Genomic DNA, 17,669 nt, shown 5'->3' with positions numbered 1-17,669 from the left:
GCTAGTCCAGCTTGCCCTTCGGGCTCAGATACGTGGCGACGCGAGCGAAAAAGTCGGCGAAATCCTGCGGCGCCGAGCCTTGAAGAATCTGCTCGAGCGCATGAAAGCCGAGTGCGCGATAACTCTCGAACTGCGACTCGCTGAACCACTGATCCGTAGTGGGTTCGTGCGGGAACGCGTCGACCGTCCTGGAGTAACTGTACACGTCATAGGGGATGGGATGCTCGCCCCGACCACGCAAGGTGGGCTTGATGTACAGCAACCGACCCGGCGGCGTGCCTTTGTCGACCGCATCGTAATCGATGCGCGCGGTGGCGCAATAGAGACCGCGCTCCGCGCTGCTGTTGGGATAGATCTCGATCTCCTTTTCGAAGCGGATGGGGATGCCGAAATCGATCCGGATCTTGCGGATGGCGTTGCCCAGATCGCCGAGCTTGGCGTCCGGATCGCAGCCCGCATCGCTGACCATGATGTAACGACATCGGCGCAGCACCACCTCATACAAGCCGAGGTTGTCGAAGTGGCCGCCGTCCGACAGGTTGACGTACTTGAAGTCCGGGGTGGTGTAGCCGAACAGCTCGCCCAGCATGGGCGAGAGTGCCTGGCGCGGCCCTGGCAGGTCATACACCTGTTCGCCTCGAGCGTTGGTGTTGCCCAGCCACGCGCCGAGTCGCACGTTGAACAGCGACATCACGAAGGCCAGCGCCGGCGACGAGCAGTAACCCATATGCGGATTCGCGGCGGCGCCCGAGATTGTTACAGCGGTGCCGAGCGAGATGCCGCCCTGCCCGCCATACGCGGCCGATGCGCGGTAGCCTTCATGGAAGTTGCCGCAGAAATATGGGGTGATCGAGAACGATTCGGCCTTGCGCTCCTGCCAGGCCAGCTTGCCATCGCGCAGCAGGTTCAAAGTGACATTGATCAGCGGCAGCAGGCGCTGCGCGCCCCGGTCGGGCTTCAGCTTATGCATGCGCAAGTTGTCCGACGCGTCGAAGCCGGTGAATGGATCGGGCTTGCGATCGGTATGCGAAGCGCCGAGATAAGCTCGCACCAGCCGGTTGCGATAGAAGCCATGCAACGAGAAGCGATTCACGTTCACCACCAGCCCCATGGTCAAGGCCGCGAGCAACAGCAGCCAGGGCAGCGCCCAGAACCATTCGAAGCCGGTGTTGCGTAACCCGGAATGCCGCAGCATCGGATCGGTGAAGATCCGCTCGGCCGCCACGTTCGCATTGGTCACCATCCAGCCGCCGAGTCCCGCGGTGGCCCACGATATGGCCAACACCACGCACACGACGAACACCGGTGCGGCCAACGCCAGCCCGACTCGCTGCATGATTGAAGGTTCTTCCTTGGCGGACGTGGCGGTCTTGTCGCGACTGCCGAGCAGCGCCGCGATGACGCCTGAAATGCCGCCGGCCGCCGCCACGAGCGGCTTGGCTTCATCCATGATCTTGTCCAGCAGGAACTGGCCAAACACGCACAGCCCGGTGAGCGCGATCCAGCCCAACGCGACCGCGAGGATCCAACCCGACAGGCGCGCCCACCATTCGCGATCGCCGTCATTGACCAGCGCCGGTTTCGAGCCGGTGGCGAATGTTTCACTCATGCTCGCGAGGCCGACGAACAACGTTCGCGCGAGCAGATACAAGCCGAGCAGCACGGGCAATGTCAGCATCACGTACAGGCCGGGATGTGCGTAGAACGGCAGCAGCAGTTCGCGCACCGTCACAGCAAACAACAAGGCGACCGCCAGGCCGGAAATCAGCAGCGCGGCCAGCTCGAATTTTTCCGTGTGTCTGGTTTCAGGAGCGATCTGATGCCGCAGGCGATACACAATTTCCACCGCCATCCAGCCGGACAGCGGAACGAGCAGGCACCACACGGCCGAGAACATCAGGATCGGGCGATTCCCGGCGGACCAGAACGGCGCATCGAGCACGACCGCCGGTCCATTGGCATACCCGAGGCCGGTGAATGAGAGCAGTGCGGCGGCTGCAATCACCGGCAGCACACACAGCACTGCGTAACGAGACGATGGCGTGCCCGGGTCGCGTACGAAGCGCCGGTGGTAGTAGATGGAGAAACTCGCCAGCAACTCGGCGAGGAGCGATGCATACATCAGCATCCGACCGAAGCCGGGGCTGACCGTGCTCTGCACGAGCAGGTACACGCCTTGTGGAATGACAACGAGCGCCGCGAGCAGCGGCAGGATGACCAGCCAGTTCAACAGCAGATTGCGCAGGATGGTAGCGGCTGCGGTCCATGTATCGCCGGAGAACAAGCCGAGCCGCGGCGTGAGATAGTTACTGAACTGGCGCAGATGATCGAGAGGCTTCGGCTCGGGCGCGAGCGGATTCACTGGCTGCTCGCTGCGATTCCCCAGCTCTTTGAACACGTCCTTGGCAGTGCCCGCCTGTTGTTGTTCCCGGTGCATCCATGCCTGCAGCCAGCCGGCGATATAACCGCCGCCGGATACGCTGGATAGATAATCGAACTGGGGCAGCAGCTTGTTCTTGGCCAGTGCCTGCAACACCCCGAGATTGAACGTGGCGCTACGAATCCCGCCGCCCGACAGACACAGCGCCGACAACGGCGGCTGGGATTTGCCGCCCTCGGCGTCGCTGCCGAACGTGCCGATCATCTGGAACAGCTCGCGCAGGTTGTCTTGATACTGCGGATCGGTGCCGGCGTCGTCGGGCCGCTGCGGCTCGAATTTCGCCGGTTGGAATGGCTGGGAGGCGCAGTAGTCGGGCCGCAGGGCCTGCAGCTCGGTCCATAATACCTGGTTGAATGTCGCGCGCTCGGCCCTGTTCTGGTCAGAGTTCTGCTCGACGTTCTGATCGGCTCTTTGGTCGCCTCTCGGGTTGCCTCTCTGGGGCATGGGCGGATTCCTTCGCTCTGGTTATTGGCCGCTTATGCTTATTGGATTGCCGTGCAGGACTCTAGCACGAGCATGTTTGCGTCCCTGTGCTCCGGTTCACCTGTGCGCGAAGACGAGAGGCCGCCGGCGCCACGGCCGGCGGCAAATAGCTAACAGCTGGCGATCAGAGTTTGGCTTCGCGCTTCAGCAGCTCGTCGATGGTGACGCCGACTTCCGGCACGCCGCCGAACACCGTGCCCATGCGATTGGCCTTGAAGTGCTCCAGAGACATCTGCGCCGCGTGCTCGGGCAACGAAACGAAGCCTACCTGCTCCGCCAGCGCAGGCCCTTCGGTCAGATAGAACTCGATCAGCTGGCGCACTTCGGGGCGCTGCGCCGATTTGTCGCTCACATAGATGAACAATGGCCGCGACAGCGGCTGATAGCTGCCATCGAGCACTGTTTCTTTGGACGGTACGGTCTGCGTACCGTCGGCCTTCTCGATCGGGACGGCGCGCATGCGGTCCTTGTGCGAGGCGTAGTGCGCGTAGCCGAAATAGCCGAGCGCGTTCTTGTTGTTCTCCACGCCCTGCACCAGCACGTTGTCGTCTTCGCTGGCGGTGTAGTCGCCGCGGCTGGACTTCGCCTTGCCCATGACGGCCTCGGTGAAATAGTCGAACGTGCCGGAATCGGCGCCCGGTCCGAACAGCATCAGCGGCGCATCCGGCCACTCCGGACGAATCTGATTCCAGCTGCCGATCCGACCCTGTGCCTCGGGCTCCCACATTTTTCTCAAGTCCTCGATGGACACGCTTTTTACCCAGTCGTTCTGGGAATTGACCACGACGGTGATGGCGTCGAAGGCCACCGGCAGTTCCATGAAACCGATGCCGGCGGCGCGACACATTTCCATTTCCTCGGCGAGGATAGGGCGAGAAGCATTCGAGATATCAACGTCGCCGCGGCACAGCTTCTTGAAGCCGCCGCCCGTGCCGGACAGGCCGACAGTGACGCGAACCGCGCCGCGCTGTTCCACCTGAAATTCTTCAGCGACCGCTTCGGCAATCGGGAACACGGTGCTGGAACCGTCGATGCGAATGACCGGTGCATCCGCGCCGGTGCGTGCCGAACCGTTTTTCTCGCCACAGCCGGCCAGGGCCACGCTGGTGGCAATCGCCAATGTCGCCAGACGCCATGGGGTCATGCGCAACTCCTCTGTAATCGATGGACAGTGAAGCCGCAAGTTTGCGGGAAAGCGTCGGCAAAGTCTCCCTACACGGTCCGCCCCGTGCAAGCCACGGCCGAAACCGATGCCCGGTGGCGAGCGTTGCGTCCCCGGGTCCGATGGCGAAGTCCGAACAGGGCACGTCCGAAGTTACATGGGCAGCGTGGATCGCCGACGCGGCGTCGGCGGTCACCGCTGAGGTAGGCATGCGGCGGCGAGACAAATGGTTGACTGCGTTTCTGGTGCTGGTGGTCGTGGCTGTCGTCATCCGCGCCGCGCTGCCTTCCGTGATACGCGACCGAGTGAATGCGCAGCTCCAGGCGCTCGAAGAATATGACGGGCACATCGAGGACGTTGACCTTTCGTTGATCCGGGGCGCCTATCGCATTGACCACATCAAGATCGTGAAGACCGGTTCCGGGGCCCCGGTACCGTTCTTCAGCTGTGACCGGGTGGATTTTTCCATCGAGTGGCGCAGCCTGCTGCGCGGCTCGCTGGTGGCCGAAGGTCAATTCTTCTCACCCGATTTGAACTTCGTCCAAGGCGAGACCAAGGAGCAATCACAGACCGGCGAGGGCGTGAACTGGGCCGAACGCATCGGCGAGCTGTTCCCGTTCCGTTTCAATACGGTGCGCGTTCACAATGGCACCATTACCTTCCTCGCGCCCGGCATCGACACGCAGGACGCCATCAGGGCCACCAACGTGCAAGGTCAGATCACCAACCTGACCAACGTCGCCGACAGTGGCAAGGAAACATTCGCGGACTTCCAGACGACTGCTGAGGTGTTGGACGGCGGTTCCGCGCGTATCAGCGGCAGTGTCGATCCGTTGGCCAAGCAGCCGACGTTCGACGTGAATCTGCAGCTGAACAGCGTGAAGCTGCCGCAGGTGAATCCGTGGCTGCGCCAGTACGTCAAGGCGGACGCAGAGGCGGGGGATTTCGAGTTGTACCTGGAGCTCGCGGCAGCGGAGGGCAAGTTTCAGGGGTATGCCAAGCCGGTGCTCCAGAACGTGAACATCTATAGCAGCGAGGAGCCCGAGGAGAACCCTCTCAAGCGCATCTGGGAGGGGCTGGTCGATTTTGCGGCCAATGTGCTGGAGAACGACGAGAAGCAGCAGGTCGCCGCGCGTATTCCATTCACCGGCACCATCGAGAATCCCGAAACCAGCGTGCTGCAGACCATCGTCAGTGTGTTACGGAACGCCTTCGTCAGCGCATTCGCGCGCTCGCTCGAAGGCAGCATCTCGGTTCGCGCCGTACGGCAGAACCTCGAAGGGATCGGTGAGCCTGCGGCGGATGATAAGGACAAGAAGAAAAGTCAGCGCGCTAACGATTCTCGCCAGACTTCACGATAGCTCGGCAAGGCCTTCAGTGCGGAGGGTACGGCACGGGTCATGGGTTGACTCGGTGCGTCGGGGAAGCCGGCGAGGTAGCAGGCAGCGCGCATGTTTCCTCCGTCGCCTGGAGTCAGCCACACGGTGCGCTCCGGCAAGCACGCAGCCAACACCGATCCGAACACTGGATTCGTCGCCAAGGGACCATCGATGAGCACGTCGCCTTCCGCGCCCAGCATCTCGATGAGCAACTCCGTCATTAGCGCAACGTAAAGCGTCGCCAAGCCAGCCCGCTCGGAACCCGACAACTTCTCTGCGTTCACCAGCCGCCCCTCACGACCCGCAAAGGGCCCGCCGCTGGCAAACGCAGGCAGCGCCATCGCCTGCCGATCGACGACATTGAGCAGCGCCGGCAGATTGGGCCGCGTGTCCGACCCCGCGATGGCCTCATACTCACGGCCACCCATGAAGCGAGCCGTCGCTACGGGCGAACCAAACGCATCGACGCTCGCCAGCATGTCTCGATCTTCCCGAAGCCTCGACAGATCCGCACGATTGGCCATGACCACCGTCCAGGTGCCGCTGGAAACGACCGTGAACGGCTCGCCCCGATCTCGCGCAATCAAAAATTTCAAATACGAAGCGTTTGAATCGTGAATCCCGCAAACCACCTGACATTGAGCATCCAACCCGGTCGCCGCCGCCACCGATGCCGAAATCGGCCCGAGTACATCTCCTGCCAGCCGCATGACAGGAAACAAATGGCTCCACCCTCGATCGCGCGCCAGCTTGGAGAAGCTGGCCTCACGCGGCAGCCACAAGTCCGAGTGACACCCGAGCGACGTAACCTCACTCGCCATCACGCCAGACAAACGCCACGACCAGTACTGCGGATAAAGCAGCACATGAGCGGCTCGCGCGAACAGCGTGGGCTGCATCTCCTGCAAGAAGAACAGTTGTCGCGCCAGGTTCAATCCCAGCGGCAGATCCGGCGAGTAAGTATCGCGGTACACATCCCGCTGCGCTCGATAAGCGGCGTTGACCTGCTCGAAACAGGGATCTTCATAATCAGGAGCGGCGACGACGTGATCGTCACGATCGACCAGCACCGCCGCAGCCCCATGCGCAACGGGAACAATGAAACGGATTCGTTCGCGATGCGGCGCTGTGTGCAGCGCCTCGAGCAACCATTGTCCAATCGCATTGACATCCAATTCGCGCGTCAGTGGTCCTTGAATCACCGCGTTGGCGCGCCGGCTGCCCCGCAACTCCGTTCCCGACTGAGGATCGATGACGCACAGCTTGGCGTGGGTCTTGCCGATGTCGATCAGTGCAATCAGAGGCTGCGACATAGGTTGGTCAGTGGAGTCAGGTGCGCACCGGCCGACCCCACCATCGTTCGGCGATCACAGGGATGGCAACGACGATGATGAGCAGCGCGCCGACGATGATGGACATGACGATGCCGGGAACATTCAGCAGTCCCAGGCCGAAGTTCACGAAACCGAGCACCACGGCGGCAAGCAGCACGCCGGGGATGGTGCCTTTGCCACCCCACACCGAGACGCCGCCGAGGATGACCATGCTGATGATCTCGAGCTCCCAGCCTTGCGCGATGGAAGGTCGCGTCGAACCGAGCCGCGACGTGAGCAACACCGCAGCGATGCCGCTGCACAGCCCAGTCATTGCAAACAACAGGAACCGATAGCGATCCACCGGCACTCCAGAAAAACGCGCAGCGGTGGCATTCGCGCCCAGCGCGTAAATGGTTCGGCCCCAGCGCGTCACGTGCAGAAACAATGCGAAGATCACTGCGAGCACGATCAGCAAACTGAGCTCGATGGACAGCGGGCCCACGGCATAACCCTGGCCAAACACCGAGAACGACTGCGGATAATCCTTGAGCACGCGATCACCGAGCACTGCATAAGCGAGCCCGCGGAACAACGTCATGGTACCGATGGTGGCGACGATCGAGGGTACGCGGCCGATCGTCACCAAGGCGCCATTGATCATGCCGGCCAACAGCCCGGTACCGAGGCCGATGGCAACCAAGCCGGCCGTATCGATTCCCGCCGCCGCAGCCAATCCCATCGCCACCGATGCGAGCGCGATGATGGCGGCGACGGAGATATCGATCTCGCCCGCGATGATGAGCAGCGCGAGCGGCAATGCGATCACCGCGCGCTCGGTGAAGTTGAAGGTGGCGTCGGACAGCGTCCAGACATTCAGGAAGTAGGGCGATAAGCTGGCGAAGCAGACGAACTCGATCACCAGCACCAACGCCAGCATCGACTCCCAGCGCAGCAGCCGGCGTGACAGAAAGGAAAGTCTGGGCGCGTTCATGCAGGGCTGGTCTCCAGAATCGCGCGCTTGTCCTCACGCCGTCGCGCGCTCAGCACCGCCGCGATCACGATCACCAGGCCATTGATGCCCATCTGCCAGAACGGCGAAACGCCGATCAGCGGCAAAGCGTTCCTGATGATGCCGATGAACAAACATCCCAGCACGACGCCCGCGACCGTCCCGACGCCTCCCGCGATGGCGACCCCGCCAATCAAACAGGCCGCGATCACCTGCAGCTCGAAGCCGAGCGCGATGTCAGTGTAAGCAACCGCGAACCGCGCCACCCACAAGTAGCCACAGAGCCCCGCAATGGCGCCGCAGACCGTGTATGCGAGGCATTGCATGCGACCAGGATCGATGCCGGTATAACTCGCGGCAGCCGGATTGCCGCCAGCCGCGTATAGATCACGACCGGTCACCGTGTAACGCATCAACAGCGCCGCCAAGGCGATGCCCGCAATTGCCAACCAAGAAAGTGTCGTGAGCCCCAGCACCTGATGACGCACGAAGTCGAGAAAGGAAGGCGACATCTGGTTGTCGTTGACCCACGTGCCGCCCGAGAGCAAGTAAATGAGGCCGCGATACACCGACATGGTGCCGAGCGTGACCACGATGGGCGGCAGCTTGAAGCGCCAAACCAGCAGGCCGTTGATGGCTCCCAGGAAGGCGCCACTGGCGATAGCGATCAGCAGCACTGGCAGAACGCCGGCCTCGGGATAGTTCTTGTTGAACAGTGCGACCAGCATGCCCGAGAGCGCCAGGTTGGCGGCGATGGACAGGTCGATGCCGCGAGTGAGGATCACGATCATTTGTCCAAGCGCCAGCAGGATCAGAATGGCGCTGTCGTCCAGAATCTCGGCCAGGTTCACAGGTCGTGCGAACTGCGGAAACGCGGCTGTCACCGCCCCAAGCAACGCAACGACGATGACACCGAGAGCAAGATCGCGCCGCGCGGCGGAGTTCTGGATCATATGCATCACGCGCCGGTGGCCGCCTGCACGATGTTCTCAGCCGTCGCTTCGGCTCGATTGAACAGCGCTCGTACGCGCCCGCGACGCATCACCAGGATGCGATCGGACATGCCCAGGATCTCCGGCAACTCCGAAGAGATCATCACGACGGCATTGCCTCGCTGAGCAAAGGCGCTGGTGACAGCATGCACGGCTGACTTCGCGCCCACGTCGATGCCCTTGGTCGGCTCGTCGAGGATCAATACGCGCGGCGACCGGGCCAACCACTTCGCCAATACAACCTTCTGTTGATTGCCGCCGGACAGATCGCCGACGTTCTGCTCCGGGCCAGTCGCCTTGACCCCCAAAGCCGAGATCCAATGATGGGCGAGCTCCGACTCTCGCTCTCGGCTGCAGATCCCGCGTGGTGCGAGAGTGCTCAAGTTCGTCAAGGCCACATTCGCGGCAATGGGAAATGCCAGGATCGCGCCTTGCTGCTGGCGATCCTCCGGCACATACGCCAATCCCTGGGCGACAGCGTCCGCGGGACTGCGAATCGAAACGGGTTGGCCGCCCACCAAGATGGCGCCAGCATCCGGCGTGCTGAGCCCAAACAAACATTGCGCCAGCTCCGTGCGGCCCGCGCCGACCAAACCATAGATACCCAGTGTTTCGCCCTGGCGCACCGAAAACGAAACCTGGTCGAACTCACGCTCCCGCGACAGACTCTCCACGCGCAACAATTCCTCGCCGAGCGTAGTTTCGAGCTTGGGGAACAACTGCTCGACCGACCGGCCAACCATCATGCGAATCAGCTGTTCGCTGCCGGTGCCGGCGATCATCCCGCTGCCTACGGACGCGCCGTCTCGAAACACGGCGTACCGATCGGCGAGCGCGAAGATCTCTTCGAATTTGTGACTGATGAAGAGCAGGGCGCAACCTGCGTCGCGCAACCTGCGCGCGATACGAAACAGATCGTCGGCTTCACGGTGGGACAGCGCGGCTGTGGGCTCATCAAGAATCAGCACGCGTGCTTGGCTCGTGAGCGCCCGCGCGATCTGCACGATATGTTTCTGAGCCACGCTGAGCTGCCCCGCCGGCGTGTCTGGCGAGAAAGAAACATCCAGCTGCCGCAGGATTTCCGCGGCCCGTTTGCGCATCTCGCTCCACGCGATGAATCGGCCCTTGCGAGGGCGAGCGCTCACGAAGATGTTCTCCGCCACGGTCAGGTTATCGAACACCACGCACTCTTGATGTACGACGTTGATCCCCAAACGGCGCGCGTGCTCGGGATCGCGGACTCGAATGGAGCGACCATCGAGCAGAATCTCACCGCCGTCCGGTTGATGAATGCCGCACAGGATCTTGACCAGCGTGGACTTGCCCGCGCCGTTCTCGCCGATGAGCGCGGTGACCTGGCCAGCATACAAGTCGAGATTGGCGTCGCGCAGCGCGTGCACGCCGCCGAACGACTTCCTCACCTGCGTCAGGTTGAGAACCGGTTGAGCCGTAACAGGTTCGAGCGCCGCCGCCATATCAGTGCTCAAGTCGCCCCTCTGACCAGTCAGTAGTCATTCGTCATCAGTCACTTCTTCTAGAAGATCGCGGCGAACTGTTCGACGTTGCTCTGATCGTAGATGAATGGCTTGGCCATGGCGCCGACGCCGTCATCGTCGAAGCTCACTGTGCCGACACGCTCCAGTGATATCTCTTGGCCATTCTCGGATTTCTCTCCCCGCGCCAGGCGTGCAGCGACTTGCGTGGCCGCGTAGCCGAGATCGATGGGATTCCAGATCGCAAACTTCGGCACCACGCCTTTGCGCACGTAACCGATCAGCTCCGACGGCAGGCCCAGGCCGGTGACCTTCACCTTGGCCGTGAGACCTTGATCTTCAATTGCCTTGGCCGCAGCCACGATGCCGACCGAGCTCAGCGACACGATCACGGCGAGATCCGGATGCTGCTTCACCAGCGCGACTGTCTCGCGATACGACTTGTCCGAAACGTCGTCGCCATAAACCACGCCAGCGAATTGCAAACCCGGGTAGCGAGGCAGCGCCTGCTGCATCTGGGCCAGCCAGGAGTTCTGGTTGGTCGAGGTGGGCGTGGCGGAAACGACGGCGACTTTGCCTTTGCCTTCGGGTGCGAGCTCGGCCGCCAACTGCGCCACGGTCTGCCCGATCAGCACATCGGACGAGGGCGCCAGATGAACGGCGCGACCTTCCTTTGCCACCGCCGAGTCGTAGGAGATGACTTTGATGCCTCGCTGCATCGCTCGCTGCAACGTCGGCACCACCGCGTCCGGATCGTTGGCGGAAATGGCGATTGCATCGACGCGCTGAGCGATCAGCGCATTCAATGTTTCTATCTGCCCTTCGGCGGTGGGAGTGGTCGGGCCGGTGAAAATGATTTCGGCGTTCAGCGCAGCGGCAGCTTCATTCGCGCCCTTGTGAACGGCTTCGAAAAAGCCGTTCCCCAGGCTCTTCGCCACAATCCCGATCCGAATCCTGCCGTCGGCTCCGCCACCGGCCGGCGTTTGCGGCCGTTCGCCGCAGCCCGCGATCGTGACGGCCGCCAGCGAGACCGCGCCCGCGAGCATTGCTCTTCTTCGCATCCTCATCCCCCCGCTTGTGCGACCGCCGAGGTATTCCTCGTGCTGTCGTGTTCCAACTCAGGCCAGCTTCTGCAAGCCGTCTTCCTCGCTCACCGTGGCGACGATCACCTTGATGCCCGCCGCCTTGAATACATCCAGCTCTTCGGGCCTCGCGCCGTCGTCGGTGACGATGGTGGAAATCCGCTCCAGGCCGGTCACGATCATTGCGGACTTCTGGCGCAGCTTGCTGCTGTCGGCCATCACGATCACGTCCTCGGTGCGTTTCAACAGTTTGGTCTGGGCCTGCACGATCAGCGGATCGGCTTCCATGATGCCGAAGCGGTTCAGGCCGTAGCAGCCGGTGAACAGCTTGTTGCCCCAGAAGTTTTCGATGGTGTCGTTGTTGAACGGGCTGAGCACGATGTTCTGTTCGCGAAAGATGGTGCCGCCCGGCAACGTGATGCGGTTGCGGCTGGTGGCAAGCAGCTTGGCCGCGATCGGGAACGAATTGGTGAGGATGTCCAGATCGTGGTCGGCGAGAAATTCCACCAGCGCGAACGTGGTGGTGCCGCCGTTGATGATGATGCTTTCACCCGGGCTGATCAGCTCGGCCGCCGCGCGCGCGATGGCGCGTTTCTGCGGAACGCTGATGTCCTGACTGAGTGAAAACGGCATGCCGACCAGATGCGGCTGATGGCGGGGCCGTACCGCCTCGGCGCCGCCGCGAATGCGCTTCACCTCGCCGCGCTCAGCCAGGGTGTTGATGTCCCTGCGAATGGTCGCCTCGGAGGCGCCCAGCAGATCGAGCAGATCGCCGACGCTGACGATGGAGCGTTCTTCGACCAGCTTGAGAATCAGGCTATGGCGCTCTCGTTCCAGCATGGGGCCTCCTGTAAATCGACCGGGCGGCCATCACAGCCCTGATCGATTATGCTTGCATCTGATTGTATATGATCGATTCGTGTGGTAAACAGGCATTTCATGCCACCGGGATGATTTCTAATGCCCGGAACGCGCGCAAACTGCCTGCGGGGGAGATTAGATGAGTGTGGTTCAGCCGGCGCAAGCCGAGTCGTCTTCGTTGCTGCTCGAAAGCCGCTGGAACGATGCGGTTGCAGCCGGAATGACGCCTGCGCAGCAGCTGCTGTACCGCTCCAACCTGCTGGGTTCGGACAAGCGCATCACCAATTTCGGCGGCGGCAACACCTCCGCCAAGATCATGGAAAAGGACCCGCTGACCGGCAAGGACGTGCAGGTGCTGTGGGTCAAAGGCTCGGGCGGCGACCTGGGCACCATGAAGCTGGACGGTTTCGCCACCCTGTACATGGACAAGTTCCTGTCGCTCGAACCGTTCTATAGAGGTTCGGACAGCGACAGCGTGCTGGTGCCGCTGTATTCACACTGCACGTTCAATCTCAATCCGCGGGCGGCGAGCATCGATACGCCGCTGCATGGGCTGGTGGATCGCGCGCACGTGGATCACATGCATCCGGACGCGTTGATTGCCATTGCCGCTGCCGCCGACAGCAAGGCGCTGACCAAGGAGATCTATGGCGACGAAGTGGGCTGGCTGCCGTGGATCCGTCCCGGTTACGAGCTCGGCCTCGCCTTGCGCAAGTTCACTCGTGAGAATCCCAGGGCGCGCGGTGTGGTGCTCGAAGCGCATGGGGTGTTCACCTGGGCGGACACGGCCAAGGCCTGTTATGAGAACACGCTCGATGTGATCAACCGCGCCACCTTGTGGCTGGCCGACAAGAGCGTGGGCAAGCAGCCGTTCGGCGCATTCAAGACTCAGCCGTTGCCGTTGGAGAAGCGTCGCGAAGTGGCGGCGGCCATCATGCCGCGCATCCGCGGCCTCATCTCCGGCACGACTCGCAAGGTCGGTCACTTCGACGACAGCGCCGCCGTGCTGGAATTCGTCGGCAGCGAAAAGCTACAGGCGCTCGCCGACCTGGGCACCTCCTGCCCCGATCATTTCCTGCGCACCAAGATCTGGCCGCTGGTGTTGCCGTTCGACGCGGCCAGCGACTCGGTGGATCAGTTCGCTGCTCGCGTTCAGCCCGCGATCGAGAAATATCGCGAGCGTTACGCCGCTTATTACGAGCGCTGCAAACGCCCCGGTTCGCCGAAGATGCGCGACCCCAACCCGGTCGTTTATCTGGTGCCCGGCGTGGGCATGATCACGTTCGCTGCCGACAAAGCGACCGCACGCATTGCGGGCGAGTTTTATATCAATGCGATCAACGTCATGCGCGGCGCCGCCGCGGTGTCGACGTATCGTGGCTTGCCCGAGCAGGAAGCGTTCGACATTGAATATTGGGATCTCGAAGAGGCCAAGCTGCAGCGCATGCCAAAGCCCAAGCCGCTCGCGGGCCGGGTCGCTTTGATCACCGGTGGCGCCGGCGGCATCGGCCTGGCAACCGCGCGACGTTTGATGGACGAGGGCGCCTGCGTGGTGCTTTGTGACATCGATCATGACGCACTCCACGAGGCCGAAGCCGGCCTGAAGAAACAATACGGCAACGATGTGGTGTCCAGCTGCTGGGTCGATGTGACGCGCGAAGACGCTGTCATCGCCAGCTTTCGCGACGCCGCCTGGAAGTTCGGCGGCCTGGACATCTGTATCTCCAACGCCGGCATCGCCTCGGCCTCGCCGGTGGATCAGACCAGCCTCGCCACCTGGCAAAAGAACATGGACATCCTGTCGACGGGTTACTTCCTGGTGGCGCGCCAGACATTTCAGCTGCTGAAGGCGCAGGGCATCGGTGGCTCGATCGTGTTCATCGGTTCGAAGAATGCTCTGGCGGCTTCGCCGGGCGCGGCGGCGTATTGCACGGCCAAGGCAGCCGAGCTGCATCTCGCTCGCTGCCTGGCGCTCGAAGGCGCGCCGGCCGGCATCCGTGTGAACGTCGTCAACCCAGATGCAGTGCTGCGCGGCTCGCGCATCTGGCAGGGCGAGTGGGCGCAACAACGCGCCGAGCAGTACAAAACCAGCACGGACGAGCTCGAAACGATTTATCGTGAGCGCAGCTTGCTCAAGCGCAGTGTGTTTCCGGAAGACGTGGCCGAGGCCGTCGCGTTTTTTGCATCCGAGCGCGCCGCCAAGTCGACTGGCAACATCATCAATGTCGATGCAGGCAACGCAGCTGCGTTTACGCGCTAGCGGCTGACGTTGCGGGAAGGAGATCGGACGAGCTAGCGTCCCGCCCGATCCCGGCTCGAGATTAGGGGGATACAATGACCGATAAATACGCGGATCCGCGTGATCGTGCTTTCATCGCAGATGACAACGCTCGACTTTCGAAGGACCTCGACGCCGACTACGCAGCGCTCGGCACCATCCTGCAGCGTCGCGGCCTCGATATCGACGCCATCACCAACACCGTCGCGAGTTTCGGAGTTGCCATTCCCTCGTGGGGCGTCGGCACCGGCGGCACTCGCTTCGCACGTTTTCCCGGCAGGGGCGAGCCGCGCCACGTCTTCGACAAGCTCGAAGACTGCGCGGTCATTCACAGCCTGACCGGCGCCACGCCGACCGTCTCGTTGCATCTACCTTGGGATTACACCGAGGACATGCCGGCGCTACGCCAACGCGCCACTGCCTTGGGACTGGGCTTCGACGCGGTCAATTCGAACACCTTCCAGGATCGGCCCGGTCAACCGCTCTCCTATAAATTCGGCAGCCTCACCCACACCGACGCCGCCGTCCGCGCGCAAGCCATCGAACACAACATCGATTGCATCCGCATCGGCCAACTGCTCGGCTCCAAAGCACTCACGGTATGGATCGGCGACGGCGCCAACTTCCCCGGCCAGCAACACCTGGGGCGCGCCTTCGAGCGCTATCTCGAATCGACTGCGCAGATCTATGCAGCGCTGCCGGCGGACTGGCGCATGCTCATCGAGCACAAAATGTTCGAGCCCGCTTTCTATGCCACGGTGATTCAGGATTGGGGCAGCTCGCTGATGGCCGCCCAAACGCTGGGACCGAAAGCGTTCTGCCTGGTCGACCTCGGTCACCACGCACCGAATGTGAACATCGAGATGATCGTTTCCCGCCTGGTGCACGCTCGCCGTCTCGGCGGCTTCCATTTCAACGACTCGAAGTATGGCGACGACGACCTCGACACCGGCTGCATCGACCCGTACCGGCTGTTCCTGATCTTCAACGAACTGGTGGACGCACAATGGCGCAAGGCCCCGGATTTCCAGCCGGCGCACATGCTGGATCAGTCCCACAACGTCACCGATCCCATCGAGAGCCTGATGACCAGCGCCATCGAACTGCAACGCGCCTACGCGCAGGCATTACTGGTCGATCGCCAGGCGCTCTCTGATTACCAACAGGGGAACGATGCCTTGATGGCCGCCCAAACATTGAAGCGCGCCTTCACCACCGACGTTCAGCCCATCCTCGCCCGCGCTCGGCTACAGAAGGGCGCCGCTATCGACCCCGTTGGGGCCTACCGTCGCAGCAACTACAGAAACGAGTGCGCCAACAAACGCCCCAGCGCTCAAAACTTTGGCGGAGGCATCGTCTAGCACTTCAACAGGATGTGCGCCGGTACCACAACACCGGCGCCGCCCCCGCTACCACCGCGCCATCAACAGCAACAGCCGATACCACCGCGCCGTCGACGACATCCACCGAGCACGGCTCGCCGTGCAACTGCGCTCGGCAGCAACCTCTGAGCACCGCACCGCTCGCATTTCCACTGCACTATCGACGACAGCCTCCGAGCAAGGCTCTCCGTGCAACCGCGCTATCGGTAGCACACTCCGGGCGTCGCTCGCCGTACAACGGCGCTGTCGGCGTCGGCTGCCGGGGGATATGCCTCCCCGGCAAATGGGATCAACAGGGACGTTGACCCATTAGCGCTACATGGACGTACAAGCAACGCGCGAGCGACAGCGACGCGCGGCGGGTGCAGCGGTGCCGGGGAGGCATATCCCCCGGCAGCCGCCGCGAGCCACCGGCGCATCTCTCCCTGACACCGACAGTGAACCACCAAGGCATCTCTCCCTGACACCGACAGTGAACCACCAAGGCATCTCTCCCTGACACCCGACAGTGAGCCACCAAGGCATCCTCTAAACAGCCGACTGTATAATCACAGCCGTGAGAAACGTCGTAGTCACAAGATACGTCACGCCTCTGCGCGAGGGTGGCTCTGTACCTGCCATCGTCGAAGCCGACGACGAAGGCATGTACGTCATCAAATTCCGAGGCGCCGGCCAGGGCCCCAAGGCGCTGATCGCCGAACTCATTGCCGGCGAAATCGCCCGCGCCGCCGGCCTCCCAGTGCCAGAAATCGTGTTGATAGAGCTCGACCCCGACCTGGCCCGCACCGAACCGGACCCCGAAATCCAGGATCTCATTCGAGCCAGCGGCGGCCTCAACGTCGCCCTGGACTACCTCCCCGGCGCCATCACCTTCGACCCCGTGGTGTTCCACCCCGACGCGATCCTCGCCTCGAAGATCGTCTGGTTCGACGCATTCGTCACCAACGTCGACCGCACCGCTCGCAACACCAACATGCTGGTGTGGCACCGCCAGCTGCGCCTCATCGATCACGGCGCCGCTTTGTACTTTCATCACTCCTGGGCGCAATATCTGGAACGAAGCCGCGACGCATTTCCCATGATCCGCGATCACGTCCTGCTGCCGTTCGCGACCGCTTTGGATGAAGCGCACGAGCACATGCTCACACACATCACCCCCGCAGCCATCCAACACATCGTGGCCTTGATTCCCGACGCATTGCTGAGAGGCGATGCGACTTTCTCGAGCGCCGCCGAATATCGCGCCGCCTATGGCGAATATCTCCTGCGCCGCCTGCAGGCGCCGCATCTGTTTTTCGACGAGGTGAAGCGTGCGCGCGCCGTGCTCGTATGACTACGCCATCATTCGCGTCGTGCCTCGGGTCGAACGCGAAGAATTCGTCAACGTCGGCGTGATCGTCTCGTGTCCGGCGTTGGAGTACCTCGCCGCCCGCATCGAACTGGACGAGCAGCGCCTGCGTGCGCTCGCCCCGGATATCGATCTCGACATGGTTCGTGAGAATCTCGCCAGCATCCCTGCCATCTGCTCGGGATCCGGCCCGATCGGTCGACTCACGCCTCGCGAGCGTTTCCATTGGTTGGTGGCGCCGCGCAGTACCATGATCCAGACCTCGTCGGTCCATACCGGCCGCACCGATGAACCTTCTCGGGTGCTCGAGCAGTTGTTGCAGAAGATGGTGCGGCGCTGACGCCGCCTGTCATAAGCCAGAGCCGGCGGTGATTTCACTGTTTCCTGCGGACCGGCCGCTGGATGTGTAAACTCGCGCGCCCTTGCCGCAGTCCGCGCCCGCGA

At 62.5% G+C, this 17,669-nt stretch carries 13 protein-coding genes; 5 read left to right on the top strand and 8 right to left on the bottom strand.

The window, feature by feature from the left end; genetic code table 11:
- Position 1: 1 nt before the first annotated feature.
- Both JM946_RS03940 and JM946_RS03935 read right to left on the bottom strand, forming a co-directional pair.
- Positions 2–2,884 (bottom strand): patatin-like phospholipase family protein, encoded by a 2,883-nt coding sequence (locus JM946_RS03940; protein ID WP_203165827.1) that lies wholly within the window; start codon positions 2,882–2,884, stop codon positions 2–4.
- Between the two features lie 163 nt (positions 2,885–3,047).
- Positions 3,048–4,067 carry a PstS family phosphate ABC transporter substrate-binding protein gene (locus JM946_RS03935; protein ID WP_203165826.1) on the bottom strand — a complete coding sequence of 340 codons (1,020 nt, stop codon included), beginning with the start codon at positions 4,065–4,067 and terminating at the stop codon, positions 3,048–3,050.
- Positions 4,068–4,207: 140 nt separating this feature from the next.
- On the opposite strand from JM946_RS03935, the gene JM946_RS03930 reads away from it, so the two are divergent.
- Positions 4,208–5,446 carry a DUF748 domain-containing protein gene (locus tag JM946_RS03930; protein WP_203165825.1) on the top strand — a complete coding sequence of 413 codons (1,239 nt, stop codon included), beginning with the start codon at positions 4,208–4,210 and terminating at the stop codon, positions 5,444–5,446.
- Here the strand turns inward: JM946_RS03930 and JM946_RS03925 are convergent.
- Genes JM946_RS03925 through JM946_RS03900 form a run of 6 tightly spaced genes read right to left on the bottom strand, consistent with a single transcriptional unit; the run spans position 5,410 to position 12,196 of the window.
- On the bottom strand, positions 5,410–6,777 hold the full coding sequence (locus JM946_RS03925) for an FGGY-family carbohydrate kinase (RefSeq protein WP_203165824.1): 1,368 nt from the start codon (positions 6,775–6,777) through the stop codon (positions 5,410–5,412). The genes JM946_RS03930 and JM946_RS03925 overlap by 37 nt on opposite strands.
- A gap of 16 nt (positions 6,778–6,793) precedes the next feature.
- Positions 6,794–7,771, bottom strand: a complete 978-nt coding sequence (locus JM946_RS03920) for an ABC transporter permease (RefSeq protein ID WP_203165823.1) — start codon at positions 7,769–7,771, stop codon at positions 6,794–6,796.
- Positions 7,768–8,742 (bottom strand): ABC transporter permease, encoded by a 975-nt coding sequence (locus tag JM946_RS03915; protein WP_203165822.1) that lies wholly within the window; start codon positions 8,740–8,742, stop codon positions 7,768–7,770. The genes JM946_RS03920 and JM946_RS03915 overlap by 4 nt, the downstream gene beginning before the upstream one ends.
- A gap of 5 nt (positions 8,743–8,747) precedes the next feature.
- On the bottom strand, positions 8,748–10,268 hold the full coding sequence (locus JM946_RS03910; protein ID WP_203165821.1) for a sugar ABC transporter ATP-binding protein: 1,521 nt from the start codon (positions 10,266–10,268) through the stop codon (positions 8,748–8,750).
- Between the two features lie 47 nt (positions 10,269–10,315).
- Positions 10,316–11,341, bottom strand: coding sequence for a rhamnose ABC transporter substrate-binding protein (rhaS, locus tag JM946_RS03905; RefSeq protein ID WP_407700493.1), 1,026 nt, complete (start codon positions 11,339–11,341; stop codon positions 10,316–10,318).
- Between the two features lie 51 nt (positions 11,342–11,392).
- On the bottom strand, positions 11,393–12,196 hold the full coding sequence (locus tag JM946_RS03900) for a DeoR/GlpR family DNA-binding transcription regulator (RefSeq protein WP_203165819.1): 804 nt from the start codon (positions 12,194–12,196) through the stop codon (positions 11,393–11,395).
- Between the two features lie 160 nt (positions 12,197–12,356).
- On the opposite strand from JM946_RS03900, the gene JM946_RS03895 reads away from it, so the two are divergent.
- From JM946_RS03895 to JM946_RS03880, 4 genes are all read left to right on the top strand, one after another.
- The gene (locus JM946_RS03895) at positions 12,357–14,477 is read left to right on the top strand and encodes a bifunctional rhamnulose-1-phosphate aldolase/short-chain dehydrogenase (RefSeq protein ID WP_203165818.1); all 2,121 of its coding nucleotides are present in this window, start codon (positions 12,357–12,359) and stop codon (positions 14,475–14,477) included.
- Positions 14,478–14,551: 74 nt separating this feature from the next.
- On the top strand, positions 14,552–15,856 hold the full coding sequence (gene rhaI, locus JM946_RS03890) for an L-rhamnose catabolism isomerase (protein WP_203165817.1): 1,305 nt from the start codon (positions 14,552–14,554) through the stop codon (positions 15,854–15,856).
- A 577-nt stretch (positions 15,857–16,433) separates the two neighbouring features.
- The gene (locus JM946_RS03885) at positions 16,434–17,210 is read left to right on the top strand and encodes a HipA family kinase (RefSeq protein ID WP_203165816.1); all 777 of its coding nucleotides are present in this window, start codon (positions 16,434–16,436) and stop codon (positions 17,208–17,210) included.
- Positions 17,188–17,565, top strand: coding sequence for a DUF3037 domain-containing protein (locus tag JM946_RS03880; RefSeq protein WP_203165815.1), 378 nt, complete (start codon positions 17,188–17,190; stop codon positions 17,563–17,565). Before JM946_RS03885 ends, JM946_RS03880 begins: the two co-directional genes overlap by 23 nt.
- Positions 17,566–17,669 lie beyond the last annotated feature (104 nt).

Source organism: Steroidobacter gossypii, assembly GCF_016801985.1.
Classification (GTDB): Bacteria; Pseudomonadota; Gammaproteobacteria; order Steroidobacterales; family Steroidobacteraceae; genus Steroidobacter; species Steroidobacter gossypii.
This window is presented reverse-complemented; position numbering and strand designations above follow the sequence as displayed.